Origin of the sequence: Microbacterium sp. NPDC058021, assembly GCF_042885955.1 — a bacterium.
Taxonomy (GTDB): domain Bacteria; phylum Actinomycetota; class Actinomycetes; order Actinomycetales; family Microbacteriaceae; genus Microbacterium.
Genome location: NZ_JBHVRF010000005.1, coordinates 129,274 through 144,447 on the forward strand (window position 1 = coordinate 129,274; position 15,174 = coordinate 144,447).

At 70.2% G+C, this 15,174-nt stretch carries 13 protein-coding genes and 1 tRNA gene; 13 read left to right on the plus strand and 1 reads right to left on the minus strand.

Going from position 1 to position 15,174, the window contains the following annotated elements:
* Nucleotides 1-40 precede the first annotated feature (40 nt).
* From hisG to pyk, 12 genes are read left to right on the plus strand one after another with little or no spacing between them, the layout of a single operon-like run.
* The gene (gene hisG / locus ACFVR6_RS11930; protein ID WP_386963186.1) at nucleotides 41-883 is read left to right on the plus strand and encodes an ATP phosphoribosyltransferase; all 843 of its coding nucleotides are present in this window, start codon (nucleotides 41-43) and stop codon (nucleotides 881-883) included.
* Nucleotides 883-1,662, plus strand: a complete 780-nt coding sequence (gene hisF / locus ACFVR6_RS11935) for an imidazole glycerol phosphate synthase subunit HisF (protein WP_386963190.1) — start codon at nucleotides 883-885, stop codon at nucleotides 1,660-1,662. Before hisG ends, hisF begins: the two co-directional genes overlap by 1 nt.
* Nucleotides 1,659-2,015 (plus strand): phosphoribosyl-AMP cyclohydrolase, encoded by a 357-nt coding sequence (gene hisI, locus ACFVR6_RS11940; protein ID WP_386963193.1) that lies wholly within the window; start codon nucleotides 1,659-1,661, stop codon nucleotides 2,013-2,015. The genes hisF and hisI overlap by 4 nt, the downstream gene beginning before the upstream one ends.
* Complete coding sequence (locus ACFVR6_RS11945; protein WP_386963196.1) at nucleotides 2,012-2,611, plus strand: Trp biosynthesis-associated membrane protein; 600 nt, start codon at nucleotides 2,012-2,014, stop codon at nucleotides 2,609-2,611. The genes hisI and ACFVR6_RS11945 overlap by 4 nt, the downstream gene beginning before the upstream one ends.
* A 55-nt stretch (nucleotides 2,612-2,666) precedes the next feature.
* Nucleotides 2,667-2,897, plus strand: a complete 231-nt coding sequence (locus tag ACFVR6_RS11950; protein ID WP_386963199.1) for a DUF6704 family protein — start codon at nucleotides 2,667-2,669, stop codon at nucleotides 2,895-2,897.
* Between the two features lie 2 nt (nucleotides 2,898-2,899).
* Nucleotides 2,900-3,676, plus strand: a complete 777-nt coding sequence (gene trpC / locus ACFVR6_RS11955; protein ID WP_386963796.1) for an indole-3-glycerol phosphate synthase TrpC — start codon at nucleotides 2,900-2,902, stop codon at nucleotides 3,674-3,676.
* The gene (gene trpB, locus ACFVR6_RS11960; protein ID WP_386963202.1) at nucleotides 3,673-4,935 is read left to right on the plus strand and encodes a tryptophan synthase subunit beta; all 1,263 of its coding nucleotides are present in this window, start codon (nucleotides 3,673-3,675) and stop codon (nucleotides 4,933-4,935) included. The genes trpC and trpB overlap by 4 nt, the downstream gene beginning before the upstream one ends.
* On the plus strand, nucleotides 4,932-5,720 hold the full coding sequence (gene trpA / locus ACFVR6_RS11965; protein ID WP_386963205.1) for a tryptophan synthase subunit alpha: 789 nt from the start codon (nucleotides 4,932-4,934) through the stop codon (nucleotides 5,718-5,720). The genes trpB and trpA overlap by 4 nt, the downstream gene beginning before the upstream one ends.
* Before the next feature lie 53 nt (nucleotides 5,721-5,773).
* Nucleotides 5,774-6,745, plus strand: a complete 972-nt coding sequence (lgt, locus tag ACFVR6_RS11970; protein ID WP_386963208.1) for a prolipoprotein diacylglyceryl transferase — start codon at nucleotides 5,774-5,776, stop codon at nucleotides 6,743-6,745.
* Nucleotides 6,746-6,797: 52 nt separating this feature from the next.
* On the plus strand, nucleotides 6,798-11,375 hold the full coding sequence (gene gltB / locus ACFVR6_RS11975) for a glutamate synthase large subunit (RefSeq protein ID WP_386963211.1): 4,578 nt from the start codon (nucleotides 6,798-6,800) through the stop codon (nucleotides 11,373-11,375).
* Complete coding sequence (locus ACFVR6_RS11980) at nucleotides 11,368-12,834, plus strand: glutamate synthase subunit beta (protein ID WP_386963214.1); 1,467 nt, start codon at nucleotides 11,368-11,370, stop codon at nucleotides 12,832-12,834. Before gltB ends, ACFVR6_RS11980 begins: the two co-directional genes overlap by 8 nt.
* 56 nt (nucleotides 12,835-12,890) lie before the next feature.
* Nucleotides 12,891-14,339 carry a pyruvate kinase gene (pyk, locus tag ACFVR6_RS11985; RefSeq protein WP_386963217.1) on the plus strand — a complete coding sequence of 483 codons (1,449 nt, stop codon included), beginning with the start codon at nucleotides 12,891-12,893 and terminating at the stop codon, nucleotides 14,337-14,339.
* A 56-nt stretch (nucleotides 14,340-14,395) separates the two neighbouring features.
* Here the strand turns inward: pyk and ACFVR6_RS11990 are convergent.
* A tRNA-Leu gene (locus ACFVR6_RS11990) sits at nucleotides 14,396-14,476 on the minus strand.
* Between the two features lie 88 nt (nucleotides 14,477-14,564).
* On the opposite strand from ACFVR6_RS11990, the gene ACFVR6_RS11995 reads away from it, so the two are divergent.
* Complete coding sequence (locus tag ACFVR6_RS11995) at nucleotides 14,565-15,152, plus strand: ANTAR domain-containing response regulator (protein ID WP_386963798.1); 588 nt, start codon at nucleotides 14,565-14,567, stop codon at nucleotides 15,150-15,152.
* Nucleotides 15,153-15,174 lie beyond the last annotated feature (22 nt).

The following is a 15,174-nucleotide window of genomic DNA, read 5'->3' on the forward strand; positions in this document are numbered from 1 at the left end:
GCCCACGACCGCGCATCCATCCCCTCACCGAAAGCCACCCATGCTGCGTATCGCCGTGCCGAACAAGGGCTCCCTCGCCGACACCGCCGCCGAGATGCTCGCCGAGGCGGGCTACACCGGCCGTCGTGACCCGAAGGACCTGCACACCATCGACCCGGTCAACGAGGTCGAGTTCTTCTACCTGCGCCCCAAGGACATCGCCACCTACGTCGGCTCCGGCGCGCTGGACGTCGGCATCACGGGCCGCGACCTGCTGCTGGACGCCCGGATGCCGGGGGCGCGAGAGATCGAAGCCCTCGGCTTCGGCGGGTCGACGTTCCGCTTCGCGGCTCCTCCCGGCCGTTTCTCCACCCTCGCCGACCTCGACGGCGTGCGCGTCGCCACCGCCTACCCGGGCCTGGTCGACGCGTACCTCGACGAGCACGGCGTGGCGGTGGACCTCGTCCCGCTGGACGGCGCCGTGGAATCGGCCGTGCAGCTGGGCGTCGCCGACGCCGTCGCCGACGTCGTGTCCACCGGCACGACGCTCCGACAGGCGGGCCTGGAGATCTTCGGCCCCGTGCTGCTGCAGTCCGAGGCCGTGCTGATCGGCGCGCCCGTCGAAGCGCCGGGCGCCGAGACGCTGCTGCGGCGCCTGCGCGGAGTCATGGTCGCCCGTCGCTACGTGCTGGTGGACTACGACCTGCCGGCCCACCTCGTCGACGACGCGGTCACCATCGCCGCCGGCATCGAGTCGCCCACCATCTCGCCGCTGCGCGACCCGGAATGGGTCGCCGTGCGCGTGATGATCGAGCGCACGCGCGCCAACCAGGTCATGGACGCCCTCTACGCCATCGGCGCCCGCGCGATCCTGGTGACGGCGATCCACAACGCGAGGCTCTGATGGCCCTCGCGTGCCGCGTCATCCCGTGCCTCGACGTCGCCGCAGGCCGCGTCGTGAAGGGCGTGAACTTCGCCAACCTGCGTGACATGGGCGACCCGGTCGAGCTCGCCCGCATGTACTACGAGCAGGGCGCAGACGAACTCACCTTCCTCGACGTCACGGCCACCGTCGACGCCCGCGCCACGACCTACGACGTCGTGCGCCGCACCGCCGAAGAGGTCTTCATCCCGCTGACCGTCGGCGGGGGAGTGCGCTCCACCGAGGACGTCGCCCGGCTGCTGGGGGTGGGGGCCGACAAGATCGGCGTGAACTCCGCCGCCATCGCCCGTCCCGCCCTCATCGACGAGATCGCCGACCGGTTCGGCGCCCAGGTACTCGTGCTCTCGCTGGATGTGAAGCGGTCGGATGCCACGGCGTCGGGCTTCGTCGTGACCACCCACGGCGGCCGCACCGAAACGTCACTGGACGCCCTCGGCTGGGCCCGCGAGGCCATCGACCGCGGCGCCGGCGAGCTGCTGGTGAACTCGATCGACGCCGACGGCACGAAGGCCGGCTTCGACCTGCCGCTGATCGGCCTCATGCGCGAACTGTCGAGCGTCCCCGTCATCGCGTCCGGCGGAGCAGGCGCCGCCGCCGACTTCGCCCCGGCCGTGCACGCCGGCGCCGACGCCGTGCTGGCCGCGTCCGTGTTCCACTCCGGCCAGCTGACGATCGCCGATGTCAAGGACGCCCTCGCCGCCGACGGCGTGCTCGTGCGCGGACGGGAGAATGCCTCATGACCGAATCCGTGGACGACCGCATCGCGCGGGTGCGCTTCGACGACTCCGGCCTGGTCGCGGCGATCATCCAGCAGTGGGACACCCGAGAGGTCCTCATGCTGGCGTGGATGGATGCCGAAGCGCTCCGCCGCACCCTCACCACCGGCCGGGTGACCTTCTGGTCGCGCTCGCGCGGGGAGTACTGGCGCAAGGGCGACACGTCAGGGCACATCCAGCTCGTCCGCGGCGCACGCCTGGACTGCGACGGCGACGCCGTGCTGATCGAGGTCGACCAGGTGGGAGCGGCCTGCCACACCGGCACCCGCACCTGCTTCGACGCCGACGACCTGCACCCGCAGACGGCACTGTCGTGACCCGCCGCGCACGCCTGATCGCAGTGCTCGCGATCGTGATCGCCGGCGGCACCGCCGTGATCTCGTCCACGCAGACGTGGCTCGACGTCACCCTGAACGACGGCGCCGCCGACACGCTCGCCGTGCCCGGCACCGCCGCAGTCCCCGTGCTGGCCCCCCTCGGACTCGCGGCGCTGGCCCTCGGCCTCGCCCTCACGATCACCGGGCGCGTGCTGCGCTACGTCTTCGGCGTGCTGGCGGTGGCCATCGGCGCGTCGCTGCTGGCCCTGACCTGGCCCGTCGCGACCGAACTGCCCGTCACCGCCGTCGCCAGCACCGTGACCGAGGCCACCGGCCTCAGCGGCACGAACGCGGTGGCTGCCCTGGTCGCCGAGATCACCGCGACCCCCTGGCCGTGGGTCACCCTGGTGGCCGCAGCCCTTTTGATCGCGGGCGGCGCGTTCACGCTCGCCACCGCGCACACGTGGCGCGGCTCCGGCCGCCGCTACCGCACCGACACGCCCGCCGCCGGCGCCCCCGGCACCGCAGGATCGCGCCCCCACGACGCGATCGACTCGTGGGACGACCTGTCCCGCGGCGCGGACCCGACAGCCTGACCCCGCTAGACTGAACCGAGCGGCCGCCCCGCCGCTCGGCACGCGAAGGAGATCCATGAGCAACCACATCGGCGACCCCGGCCACGGACATTCCCCGGCAGCATGGACCGCCGTCGTGATCATGCTTCTCGCGGTGACGCTCGGCACGGTGTTCTACTGGCTCGACATGCCGGCACTGGTCTGGGCTTCTGCCGCCCTGCTCGTCGTCGGCGCGATCGTCGGCTGGGTCATGGCCAAGGCCGGTTACGGCGTCAACGGCCCCAAGTACGCGTCGAAGCAGCATTGAGTATCCTCGCGGGCCTCACGGCCGGCGCGGTGGAGGACGCCGAGGCACGCGAGCGACTGCGTCCGCTCGCCGAGGTGGAGAAGACCGCCCTCGCCCAGGCTCCCGCCCTCGATGCCCTGCAGGCGCTCGCGCCCGCTGACCGGGTGAAGATCATCGCCGAGGTCAAGCGCGCGAGTCCGTCGCGCGGCGATCTGGCGGCGATCCCCGACCCCGCCCATCAGGCATCCCTGTACGAGACCGGGGGAGCCTCCGCGATCTCGGTGCTGACCGAGGGCCGCCGCTTCAAGGGCAGCCTCGCCGACCTCGAGGCCGTCAAGGCGGCCGTGTCGGTGCCGGTGCTGCGCAAGGACTTCATCGCGACGCCCTACCAGGTGCTCGAAGCCCGCGCGAGCGGCGCGGACCTCGTGCTGCTCATCGTTGCGGCCCTCGGCCAGCCGGTCCTGGCGCAGCTGCACGGCCTCATCCTCGAGCTCGGCATGACGCCGCTCGTGGAGACCCACTCGCTCGACGAGGTGCACCGCGCCGCCGACATCGGCGCGCGCCTGGTCGGGGTCAACGCCCGCGACCTGTCGACGTTCGAGATGGACCGCGACCTGTTCGGCCGGCTGGCCGAGCACCTGCCGTCGGATGCCGTGAAGATCGCGGAATCCGCCGTGCTCACCCCCGCCGACGTCGCCCACTACCGCGGTGCGGGCGCCGACGTCGTGCTCATCGGGGAGGCGCTGGTCACCGGTGACCCCGTCTCCACCCTCACCGCTTTCCTGGAGGCCGGCTCATGAGTCTGCGCGATGCCGCTGGACCCTACTTCGGTGACTTCGGCGGCCGGTACATGCCGGAATCGCTCATCGCCGCGATCGACGAACTCACCGCGGTGTACGACGCCGCGAAGGTCGACCCGACGTTCCAGGCCGAGTTCGAGGGCCTGCTGCGCTCGTACGCCGGCCGGCCGTCGCCGCTGACCGAGGTGCCCCGGTTCGCCGAGCACGCCGGTGGCGCCCGGGTGTTCCTCAAGCGCGAGGACCTCAACCACACCGGGTCGCACAAGATCAACAACGTCATCGGGCAGGCACTGCTCACCCAGCGCCTCGGCAAGACGCGCGTCATCGCCGAGACCGGCGCGGGCCAGCACGGCGTGGCCACGGCGACCGCCGCGGCGCTGTTCGGCTTCGACTGCACCATCTACATGGGCGAGGTCGACACCGAGCGGCAGGCGCTCAACGTCGCACGCATGCGGCTGCTGGGCGCCGAGGTCGTGCCCGTCACGAACGGCTCGCGCACGCTCAAGGACGCCATCAACGAGGCGTACCGCGACTGGGTGGCCAGCGTCGAGACGACCAACTACATCTTCGGCACGGCCGCCGGACCCCACCCGTTCCCGGCGATGGTGCGCGACTTCCAGAAGATCATCAGCGAAGAGGCCCGCGCCCAGCTGCTGGACGAGGTCGGACGCCTGCCCGACGCGGTCGTGGCCTGCGTCGGCGGCGGGTCCAACGCGATCGGCATGTTCGACGCGTTCCTCGACGACGCCGACGTGAAGCTCTACGGTGTGGAGGCCGCCGGCGACGGCGTCGACACCCTCCGCCACGCCGCGTCGATCGAACGTGGCCGCCCCGGCGTGCTGCACGGTGCGAAGACCTTCGTCCTGCAGGACGAGGACGGCCAGACGATCGAGTCGCACTCCATCTCGGCCGGCCTGGATTACCCCGGCGTCGGCCCCGAGCACGCGTGGCTGTCGGCCATCGGACGCGCCGAGTACATCCCCGCCACCGACACCGAGGCGATGGAGGCGCTGCGTCTGCTGAGCCGGACCGAGGGCATCATCCCCGCGATCGAGTCGGCCCACGCCCTCGCCGGCGCGCTGCGCCTCGGCCGCGAGATGGGCCCCGACGCGCTCATCGCCGTCAGCCTCTCCGGCCGCGGCGACAAGGACATGGACACCGCGGCCCGCTGGTTCGGCCTGTACGGCGACGAGGCCCCGGCACCGGTGGTCACCCCGCCCGCCGACGACGCCGCCGCCGGCGAAGGGATCGAACTGTGACCTCCCGCGTCGCCGCCGCCATCGACAAGGCCAAGGCAGAAGGCCGGGGAGCGTTCGTCGGATACCTGCCGCTGGGCTTCCCCGACCTGCAGTCCAGCATCGATGCCGCCGTCGTGCTGGCCGAGAGCGGCGCCGACGTGCTCGAGCTCGGCCCGCCGTACTCGGATCCCGTGATGGACGGCACCGTCATCCAGGAAGCCACCCAGGCGGCCCTGGCCGGCGGCTTCCGCCTGCGCGACATCTTCACCGCGGTGCGCGAGATCACCGCCCGCGTCGATGTGCCGGTTCTCGTGATGACGTACTGGAACCCCGTCATGCAGTACGGCGTCGACCGCTTCGCCGACGACCTGCTCGCGGCCGGCGGCGCGGGGCTCATCACCCCCGACATCACGCCCGAGTCCGCGGCCGACTGGATCGCGGCATCCGAGCGCACGGGCCTTGACCGCGTCTTCCTCGCCGCTCCCACGTCCACCGACGAGCGGCTCGACCTCATCGTCGGAGCCTCGACCGGGTTCGTCTACACCGTCTCGACGATGGGCATCACGGGGGAGCGGGCGGATCTGGATGCCGCCGCGCGCACGCTCGTGCAGCGCCTGCGCGACCGCGGCTGCGAACGCGCCTGCGTCGGCATCGGCATCTCGACCCCTGAGCACGTGGCCGGCGTGCTGGAGTACGCCGACGGCGCGATCGTGGGCACCGCACTCGTGCGGGCCCTCCGCGACGGCGGACTCGACGCCCTCGCCGCCACGACGCGTGCCCTCACCGCAGGCGCCGCCGCGAACTAGACTCTCTCGGGCCGGACAGCCTCCGCCCTCCGAACGCAAGGACCCGATCTGTCATGATCCACGCCGCCGCGAGCGTCGTCGCCAGCATCCCGAGCCCGTCCGTCAGCTACTGGGATCTGGGGCCGCTGCGCATCCACTTCTACGCGTTGTGCATCATCGCCGGGATCATCGCGGCCGTGCTGCTGACCAACCGCCGCCTCACCAAGCGCGGCGCGGAGCCGTGGGTCGTCATCGACATCTCCCTGCTCGCGGTGCCCCTGGCGATCATCGGCGCGCGCATCTTCCACGTCGTCACCCACCCGGGGTTCTACTTCGGCGAGGGCAAGGACCCGTGGGCGGTGTTCTACATCTGGGAGGGCGGCATCGCCATCTTCGGCGCGCTGCTGGGCGGCGCCGTGGGCGCGTGGCTCGGATGCCGCTGGACCGGCATCCGGTTCTGGAGCTTCGCCGACGCGCTGGCCCCGGGCCTGCTGCTGGCGCAGGCGATCGGCCGGTTCGGCAACTGGTTCAACCAGGAGCTCTACGGCGTGCCCACCGACCTGCCGTGGGGTCTGGAGATCGACTACCCCAACGCCGCATGGCCGATCGGCCTGCCCGAGGGGACCCTGTTCCACCCCACGTTCCTCTACGAGTCGCTGTGGAACCTCCTGGGCGTCGTGGTGCTGCTGTGGGCCGGGCGCAAGCTCCGCCTGCAGTGGGGGCGCCTGTTCGGCCTGTACCTCATCTGGTACTGCGCCGGGCGCGTGGTGTGGGAGTCGATCCGCATCGACCCGAGCGAGGTCATCCTCGGCCTCCGCACGAACGTGTGGGCCGCGATCCTCGGTGTCGTGGTGGGTCTGGTCATCATCGTGGTGCAGAAGCGCCGCCACACCGGCGGCGAGCCGTCGGTGTATGTGCCCGGTCGCCAATGGCAGCCCGACGGGGTTGTACAATCGCAGAACACCGAAGACTTCGTCGACGTGAGCGCACCCCCCGCGTCCGATGTTCCCGAGGAGACCGCCACAAGCGCAGTCCCCACCAAGTAACGCCCAGGGCCGACGGCGTCCCATCTTGAGTATCAGAGTGAGGACGGCAGGTATGCCTTCGAGCCCCCGTCACAACGTCGGCGAACTCGCCGCGTTCCCCCCGCGTGAGGGGATGTACAACCCGGCGTTCGAGAAGGACGCGTGCGGCCTGGCGATGGTGGCCACGCTGCGCGGCAGCGCCGGACACGACATCGTGGAACTGGCGCTGACGGCGCTGCGCAACCTGGAGCACCGCGGCGCCATCGGCTCGGACGCGGGCACCGGTGACGGTGCCGGCATCCTGACGCAGATGCCGGATGCCTTCCTGCGCGCCGTCGTGGACTTCGACCTGCCGCCGGTGGGGGAGTACGCCGCAGGCATGGCGTTCCTGCCGCTGGATCCCGACGCCCGCGCCGAGCTGAAGGCGGGCATCGAACAGCTCGCCGCACGCGAGGGCCTCACGGTGCTGGGCTGGCGCGTGGTGCCCACCGCCGTGGACAACCTCGGCAAGCTCGCCTACGACGCCCGCCCGGCGTTCGAGCAGCTGTTCCTGTCGCGTCCCGCCGTCGGCGACGCCCCGGCCCTGTCGGGGATCGAGCTCGATCGTCGCGCCTACCGGCTGCGCAAGCGCGCGCAGCACGAGCTGGGTGCCTACTTCGTGTCGCTGTCGTGCCGCACGCTCGGCTACAAGGGCATGGTCACGACGCTGCAGCTGGAGCCGTTCTACCCCGACCTGCAGGACGAGCGCTTCGCCTCGGAGCTCGCCGTCGTGCATTCGCGGTACTCGACCAACACGTTCCCGTCGTGGCCGCTGGCCCAGCCGCTGCGCATGCTCGCCCACAACGGCGAGATCAACACCGTCAGCGGCAACCGCAACTGGATGCGGGCGCGGCAGTCGCAGCTCGAATCCGAACTGCTCGGCGATATCCGCCCGCTGCTGCCGATCTGCACCGACGGCGCGAGCGACTCCGCCTCGTTCGACGAAGTGCTGGAACTGCTGACCCTCACCGGCCGCAGCCTGCCGCACGCCATCATGATGATGGTGCCGGAGGCGTACGAGAAGCAGGCCGATATCGCGCCGGACCTGCGCGCGTTCTACGACTACCACTCCATGCTCATGGAGCCCTGGGACGGTCCGGCCGCCCTCATCTTCACCGACGGCACGCAGGTCGGGGCCACCCTCGACCGCAACGGGCTGCGCCCGGGCCGGTGGACCGAGACGACCGACGGCCTCATCGTCATCGGCAGCGAGACGGGCGTGCTCGACTTCGAGCCGTCGCGCATCAAGCGCCGCGGCCGCCTGAGCCCGGGCCGCATGTTCCTCGTCGACACCGCCGAGCGCCGCATCGTGGAGGACTCCGAGATCAAGGCGACCCTCGCCAAGGCGGAGCCGTGGGAGCTGTGGCTGCGCCAGCGGCTGCAGCTGTCGGAGCTGCCCGAGCGCGAGCACATCGTGCATCCCATCGCCTCCATCACCCGCCGCCAGCGCACCTTCGGCTACACCGAGGAGGAAGTGCGCATCCTGCTGACCCCGATGGGGCAGAACGGCGCGGAGCCGATCGGCGCGATGGGGTCAGACACGCCCATCGCCGTGCTCAGCGAGCGGCCGCGCCTGCTCTTCGACTACTTCGTGCAGCAGTTCGCCCAGGTCACCAACCCGCCGCTGGACTCCATCCGCGAAGAGGTCGTCACGAGCCTGCGTGCGGGCCTCGGCCCCGAGCGCAACCTGCTCTCGGCCGGCCCCGACCACGCGCGCCAGATCACGCTGGACTTCCCCGTGATCGACAACGACGAGCTGGCGAAGATCCAGAACATCGAACGCACCATGCCCGGCCGCCGCGCCGTGACCCTCAAGGGCCTCTACCACTTCGATGCCGGCCCCCACACGCTGCAGGAGCGTCTGGAAGAGCTGTGCGCCGAAGCGGAGCAGGCCATCGAGGACGGTGCGGAGTTCCTCATCCTCTCCGACCGCGACTCGAACAAGGACCTCGTCCCGATCCCGTCGCTGCTCATGGTCTCCGCGGTGCACCACCACCTCATCCGCAAGCAGAACCGCATGAAGGTGGGGCTCGTCGTCGAAGCCGGCGACGTGCGCGAGGTGCACCACGTCGCGACCCTCATCGGCTACGGCGCCTCCGCCGTGAACCCGTATCTGGCGATGGAATCGGTCGAGTACCTGGTGCGCGCCGGCTTCATCACCGGCATCAGCCCCGAGAAGGCCGTCACCAACGTGATCTACGCCCTCGGCAAGGGCGTGCTGAAGATCATGTCGAAGATGGGCATCTCCACGGTGTCCTCCTACGCCGGCGCCCAGGCCTTCGAGGCCGTGGGGCTCTCACGGGAGTTCATCGACGCGTACTTCACCGGCACCGAGACCAAGCTCGGCGGCATCGGCATCGAGCAGATCGCCGCCGAGAACCAGGCCCGTCACGACTGGGCGTACCCGGAGGACGGCGCGGCCCGCGCACACGAACGGCTGTGGACCGGCGGCGAGTACCAGTGGCGTCGCGACGGCTCGCCGCACCTGTTCAACCCCGACACGATCTTCCGGCTGCAGCACTCCACCCGCGCCCGCCGCTACGACATCTTCCGCGAGTACACCAAACTCGTCGACGAGCAGGCCAAGGAGCTGAAGACCCTGCGCGGGATGTTCACGCTGCGCACAGGTCAGCGACCCGCCGTGCCGCTGGACGAGGTCGAACCGGTGTCGTCGATCGTCAAGCGGTTCTCCACCGGCGCGATGAGCTACGGCTCCATCTCGAAGGAAGCCCACGAGACCCTCGCCATTGCGATGAACCGCCTCGGCGGCAAGTCGAACACCGGTGAGGGCGGCGAAGACGTCGACCGGCTGCTCGACCCGGAACGGCGCAGCGCCATCAAACAGGTGGCATCCGGCCGGTTCGGCGTCACGAGCATGTACCTCACCCACGCCGAGGACATCCAGATCAAGCTCGCCCAGGGCGCCAAGCCCGGCGAGGGCGGTCAGCTGCCCCCGGCGAAGGTGTACCCGTGGATCGCCCGCACCCGCGGCGGCACCCCCGGCGTCGGCCTCATCTCGCCCCCGCCGCACCACGACATCTACTCGATCGAAGACCTCAAGCAGCTGATCTTCGACCTCAAGCGCGCGAACCCGAAGGCCCGCGTGCACGTGAAGCTCGTGAGCCAGTCGGGCATCGGCGCGGTCGCCGCCGGCACCGCCAAGGCCCTCGCCGACGTCATCCTGGTCTCCGGCCACGACGGCGGCACCGGCGCGAGCCCGCTGAACTCCCTCAAGCACGCCGGCACGCCGTGGGAGCTGGGGCTGGCCGAGACGCAGCAGACCCTCATGCTCAACGACATGCGCGACCGCGTCGTGGTGCAGGCCGACGGCCAGCTCAAGACCGGACGCGACGTCATCATCGCGGCGCTCCTGGGCGCCGAGGAGTTCGGGTTCGCCACGACCGCGCTCGTCGTGGAGGGGTGCATCATGATGCGCGTCTGCCACCTCGACACGTGCCCCGTCGGCGTCGCCACGCAGAACCCGGTGCTGCGCTCGCGCTTCACCGGCAAGGCCGAGCACGTCGTGAACTTCATGGAGTTCCTCGCGCAGGAGGTGCGGGAGTACCTCGCCGAGCTGGGTTTCCGCTCCCTCGACGAGGCCATCGGCCACAACGAGCTGCTCGACGTCAACGGGGCGATCTCGCACTGGAAGGCCAACGGGCTCGACCTCACGCCGATCCTGCGCGGACCCGCGTTCGCCGAGACCGCAGCACGACGCAACACTCGCGGTCAGGACCACGAGCTCGAGGAGCACTTCGACGTGCAGCTCATCGAGCGCGCGCAGGACGTCATCGCCCACGGCGGCCAGATCACGATCGACCTGCCCATCCGCAACACCGAGCGCGCGGTCGGCACGATGCTCGGCAACCGGGTGACCCTCGCGCACGGCGCGAACGGCCTGCCGTCGGGCTCGATCGTGGTGAACCTCACCGGCTCCGCCGGGCAGTCCTTCGGTGCGTTCCTCCCCGCCGGCATCACGCTGCGGCTCGAGGGCGACTCGAACGACTACGTCGGCAAGGGCCTGTCGGGCGGTCAGATCGTCGTGCGCCCGCCGAGGGATGCCACCTTCGACGCGTCCCGCAACGTCATCGCCGGCAACGTCATCGGCTACGGCGCGACGCAGGGCACCATGTTCCTGCGCGGCGTCGTGGGGGAGCGGTTCTTCGTCCGCAACTCCGGCGCCACCGCCGTCGTCGAAGGCGTCGGCGACCACGCCCTGGAGTACATGACGGGCGGTCTCGCCGTCATCCTCGGGGCCACCGGCCGCAACCTCGGCGCCGGCATGTCGGGCGGCAACGCCTACATCTACCGGCTCGACACCGCGCTGGTCAATCGCGAGTCGCTGGCCAGCGGCGAGCTGGAACTGCTGGAGATGGGCTCGGGGGACATCGAGATCCTCCGAGACCTGCTGCTGCAGCACGTCGCCGAGACCGATTCGGCTCTCGCGGCATCCCTGCTGGAGAACTTCGACGTGGCGGCCACCGAGTTCGTCCGCGTCGTGCCGCGTGACTATGCGGCCGTTCTGCAGACCCGCCAGGAGGCGGCAGCCGAGGGGCTGGACCCCGACGGCGATGTCGTCTGGAATCGCATCATGGAGGTGACGGGTGGCTGACCCGAAGGGCTTTCTGAAAGTCACCGAGCGCGAGCTGCCGCCGCGCCGGCCGGTCCCCGTCCGCATCCTCGACTGGAAAGAGGTGTACGAACCGGGGGACTCCGCGGTGCTGCGCCGCCAGGCGGGGCGCTGCATGGACTGCGGCGTGCCGTTCTGCCACAAGGGATGCCCGCTGGGCAACCTCATCCCGGAGTGGAACGACCTCACGTGGCGCGGCCAGCCGCGCAGCGCCATCGAGCGGCTGCACGCCACGAACAACTTCCCCGAGTTCACGGGGCGGCTCTGCCCGGCACCCTGTGAGAGCTCGTGCGTGCTGGGCATCAACCAGCCCGCCGTGACGATCAAGCAGGTCGAGGTCTCGATCATCGACGAGGCTTTCGCGCGCGGCTGGGTGGAGCCCGAGCCGCCGGCCCGCCTGACGGGCAAGACGGTCGCCGTCGTCGGCTCGGGGCCCGCCGGTCTCGCCGCCGCCCAGCAGCTGACCCGCGCCGGCCACACCGTCGCGGTGTTCGAACGCGACGACCGCATCGGCGGGCTGCTGCGCTACGGCATCCCGGACTTCAAGATGGAAAAGCGCCATCTCGAGTCGCGTCTGCGTCAGATGCAGGACGAGGGCACCCGATTCCGCGCGGGTGTCGAGATCGGCAAGGACATCACGTGGGACCAGCTGCGGGAGCGTTACGACGCTGTCGTGGTCGCCACCGGCGCCACGGTGCCCCGCGATCTGCCGATCCCCGGGCGTGACCTCGCCGGCGTGCACTTCGCGATGGAGTACCTCGTCGAGTCGAACAAGGCCGTCGCGGGGGACCAGGTCCCCAACCAGATCAGCGCGCAGGGCAAGCACGTCATCGTGATCGGCGGCGGCGACACCGGCGCCGACTGCATCGGCACCGCCCACCGCCACGGTGCGCTGAGCGTGACCAACCTCGCCATCGGCAAGCAGCCGCCCGCGGCGCGCCCCGACAGCCAGCCGTGGCCCATGACGCCGACCCTGTTCGAGGTCTCCTCGGCCCACGAAGAGGGCGGCGAACGGGCCTACCTCGCCTCGACGGTCGAGTTCCTCGGCAACGAGGTGGGGGAGGTGCGTGCCCTCCGCGTCGCCGAGACGGAGTTCGTCGACGGTCGCCGCGTGCCCAAGAGCGGCACCGAACGCGAGATCCCCGCCGACCTCGTGCTCATCGCGATGGGCTTCACCGGCCCCGAGCGCACCGCGCTCGAGGCGCAGCTGCAGACGCAGTTCACTCCGCGCGGCATTCCCGCCCGTGACGACGAGTACCAGGCCACCCACCCGGGTGTCTTCGTCGCCGGTGACGCCGGGCGCGGCCAGTCGCTCATCGTCTGGGCGATCGCCGAGGGCCGCGCTGCGGCCGCGTCGGTCGACCGCTACCTCATGGGTACGACCGAGCTTCCTGCTTTCGTACGGCCCACTGACATCGCCATCGGCTTGCAGCCCGCGTAGGGTTGAAACCGACGGCACTACACCGCCATCCCCCAAAGACCGGAGCACATCACACGATGAGACGCGCGAAAATCGTCGCCACTCTCGGCCCCGCCACGTCCTCGTACGAGATGGTCCGCGCGATCATCGACGCGGGCGTGGACGTGGCCCGATTCAACCTGAGCCACGGCGACTACTCGGTCCACGAGAACAACTTCGCCAACGTGCGCAAGGCAGCACAGGACGCCGGCCGTGCCGTCGCCGCGCTGGTGGATCTCCAGGGCCCCAAGATCCGTCTCGGCAAGTTCGCCGACGGGCCACACGACCTCGCCGTGGGCGACGTCTTCAAGATCACCGCCGAAGACATCGTCGGCACCAAGGAGATCGTCTCGACGACCTTCAAGGGCCTGCCCGACGACGTCAAGCCGGGCGACTTCCTCCTGATCGACGACGGCAAGGTGCGCGTCGAGGTCACGAGCGTGGACGGCCCCGTCGTCACGACGAAGGTCATCGTCGGCGGTCCGGTGTCCAACAACAAGGGCATCAACCTGCCCGGCGTCGCCGTCAACGTCCCCGCGCTGTCGGAGAAGGACGAAGCCGACCTCCGCTGGGGTCTGCGCGCCGGCGCCGACCTCATCGCGCTGTCGTTCGTGCGCAGCGCGAAGGACGTGCAGCGGGTCCACGTGATCATGGCTGAAGAGGGCCGCCGGGTCCCCGTCATCGCCAAGATCGAGAAGCCGCAGGCCGTGGACAACCTCGAGGAGATCATCGACGCCTTCGACGGCATCATGGTCGCCCGCGGTGACCTGGGCGTCGAGCTGCCGCTCGAGGCCGTGCCGATCGTGCAGAAGCGCGCCGTGGAGCTGTGCCGCCGCATGGCCAAGCCCGTCATCGTCGCGACGCAGATGCTCGAGTCGATGATCAACAACCCGGTGCCCACCCGCGCCGAGACCAGCGACGTCGCCAACGCGGTGCTCGACGGCGCCGACGCGGTCATGCTCTCGGGCGAGACCAGCGTGGGGGACTACCCCGTCGTGGTCGTCGAGACCATGGCCCGCATCATCGAATCCACCGAAGACCACGGCATGGAGCGCATCGCGCCGCTGAACACCAAGCCCCGCACGCAGGGCGGCGCCATCACCCTCGCGGCGATGGAGGTGGCCGAGTTCGTCGAGGCCAAGTACGTCTGCATCTTCACCGAGTCCGGCGACACGGCGCGACGCATGTCGCGCCTGCGCCCGAAATTCCCGATGATCGCGTTCGCACCCGACCCGTCGATCCGCCGGCGCATGGCGATCACGTGGGGCGTGCAGTCGACCCTGGTCGAGCACGTGGCCCACACCGACCTCATGTTCATCCAGGTCGACGATTACCTGCTCTCCAACGGCCTGGCCGAGGTGGGTGACCGCGTCGTCGTGATCTCCGGATCGCCTCCCGGAATCATCGGGTCGACCAACGACATCCGCATTCACAAGGTGGGCGACGCCGTGCACGGCAAGGCGCCGATCTACAAGGCCGAGCTCTAAGGCCGGATGCAGAACAAGAGGGATGCCGCGATGCGGCATCCCTCTTGTTCGTTGCGTACCGGTGGTGGGAGTCGAACCCACACGTCCGAAGACAACCGAGTTTGAGTCGGTCGCGTCTGCCATTCCGCCACACCGGCAGGGTGACTCAACGACGATACCGCAGGTGCACGGCCTCGCCTGGCCTAGAATGGTGTTGTGACTGAGCTCGACGAAACCGCCACCCCCATGGCCGCAGCCCCCCGACGCGTCGTCGTCGCCGAGGACGAATCGCTGATCCGCCTCGACATCGTCGAGATCCTCCGCGACAACGGATTCGACGTCGTGGGAGAGGCCGGTGACGGCGAGACGGCCGTTCAGCTGGCGACGGAGCTGCGCCCCGACCTGGTGATCATGGACGTGAAGATGCCCGTCCTCGACGGCATCTCCGCCGCAGAGAAGCTCAGCAAGGCGCACATCGCGCCGGTCGTGCTGCTGACGGCGTTCAGCCAGAAGGAGCTCGTCGAGCGCGCGACCGAGGCCGGCGCGCTGGCCTACGTCGTCAAGCCCTTCACCCCCAACGACCTGCTGCCGGCGATCGAGATCGCCCTGGCCCGCTACGAGCAGATCATCACGCTCGAGGCCGAGGTGGCCGACATGGTCGAGCGCTTCGAGACCCGCAAGCTCGTCGACCGGGCCAAGGGCCTGCTCAACGAGAAGATGGGGCTGACCGAGCCCGAGGCCTTCCGCTGGATCCAGAAGGCGTCGATGGACCGTCGCCTCACGATGCAGGACGTCGCCAAGGCGATCATCGAGCAGCTCGCGCCCAAGAAGTAACGGGACACCACTTTCCGGCTGA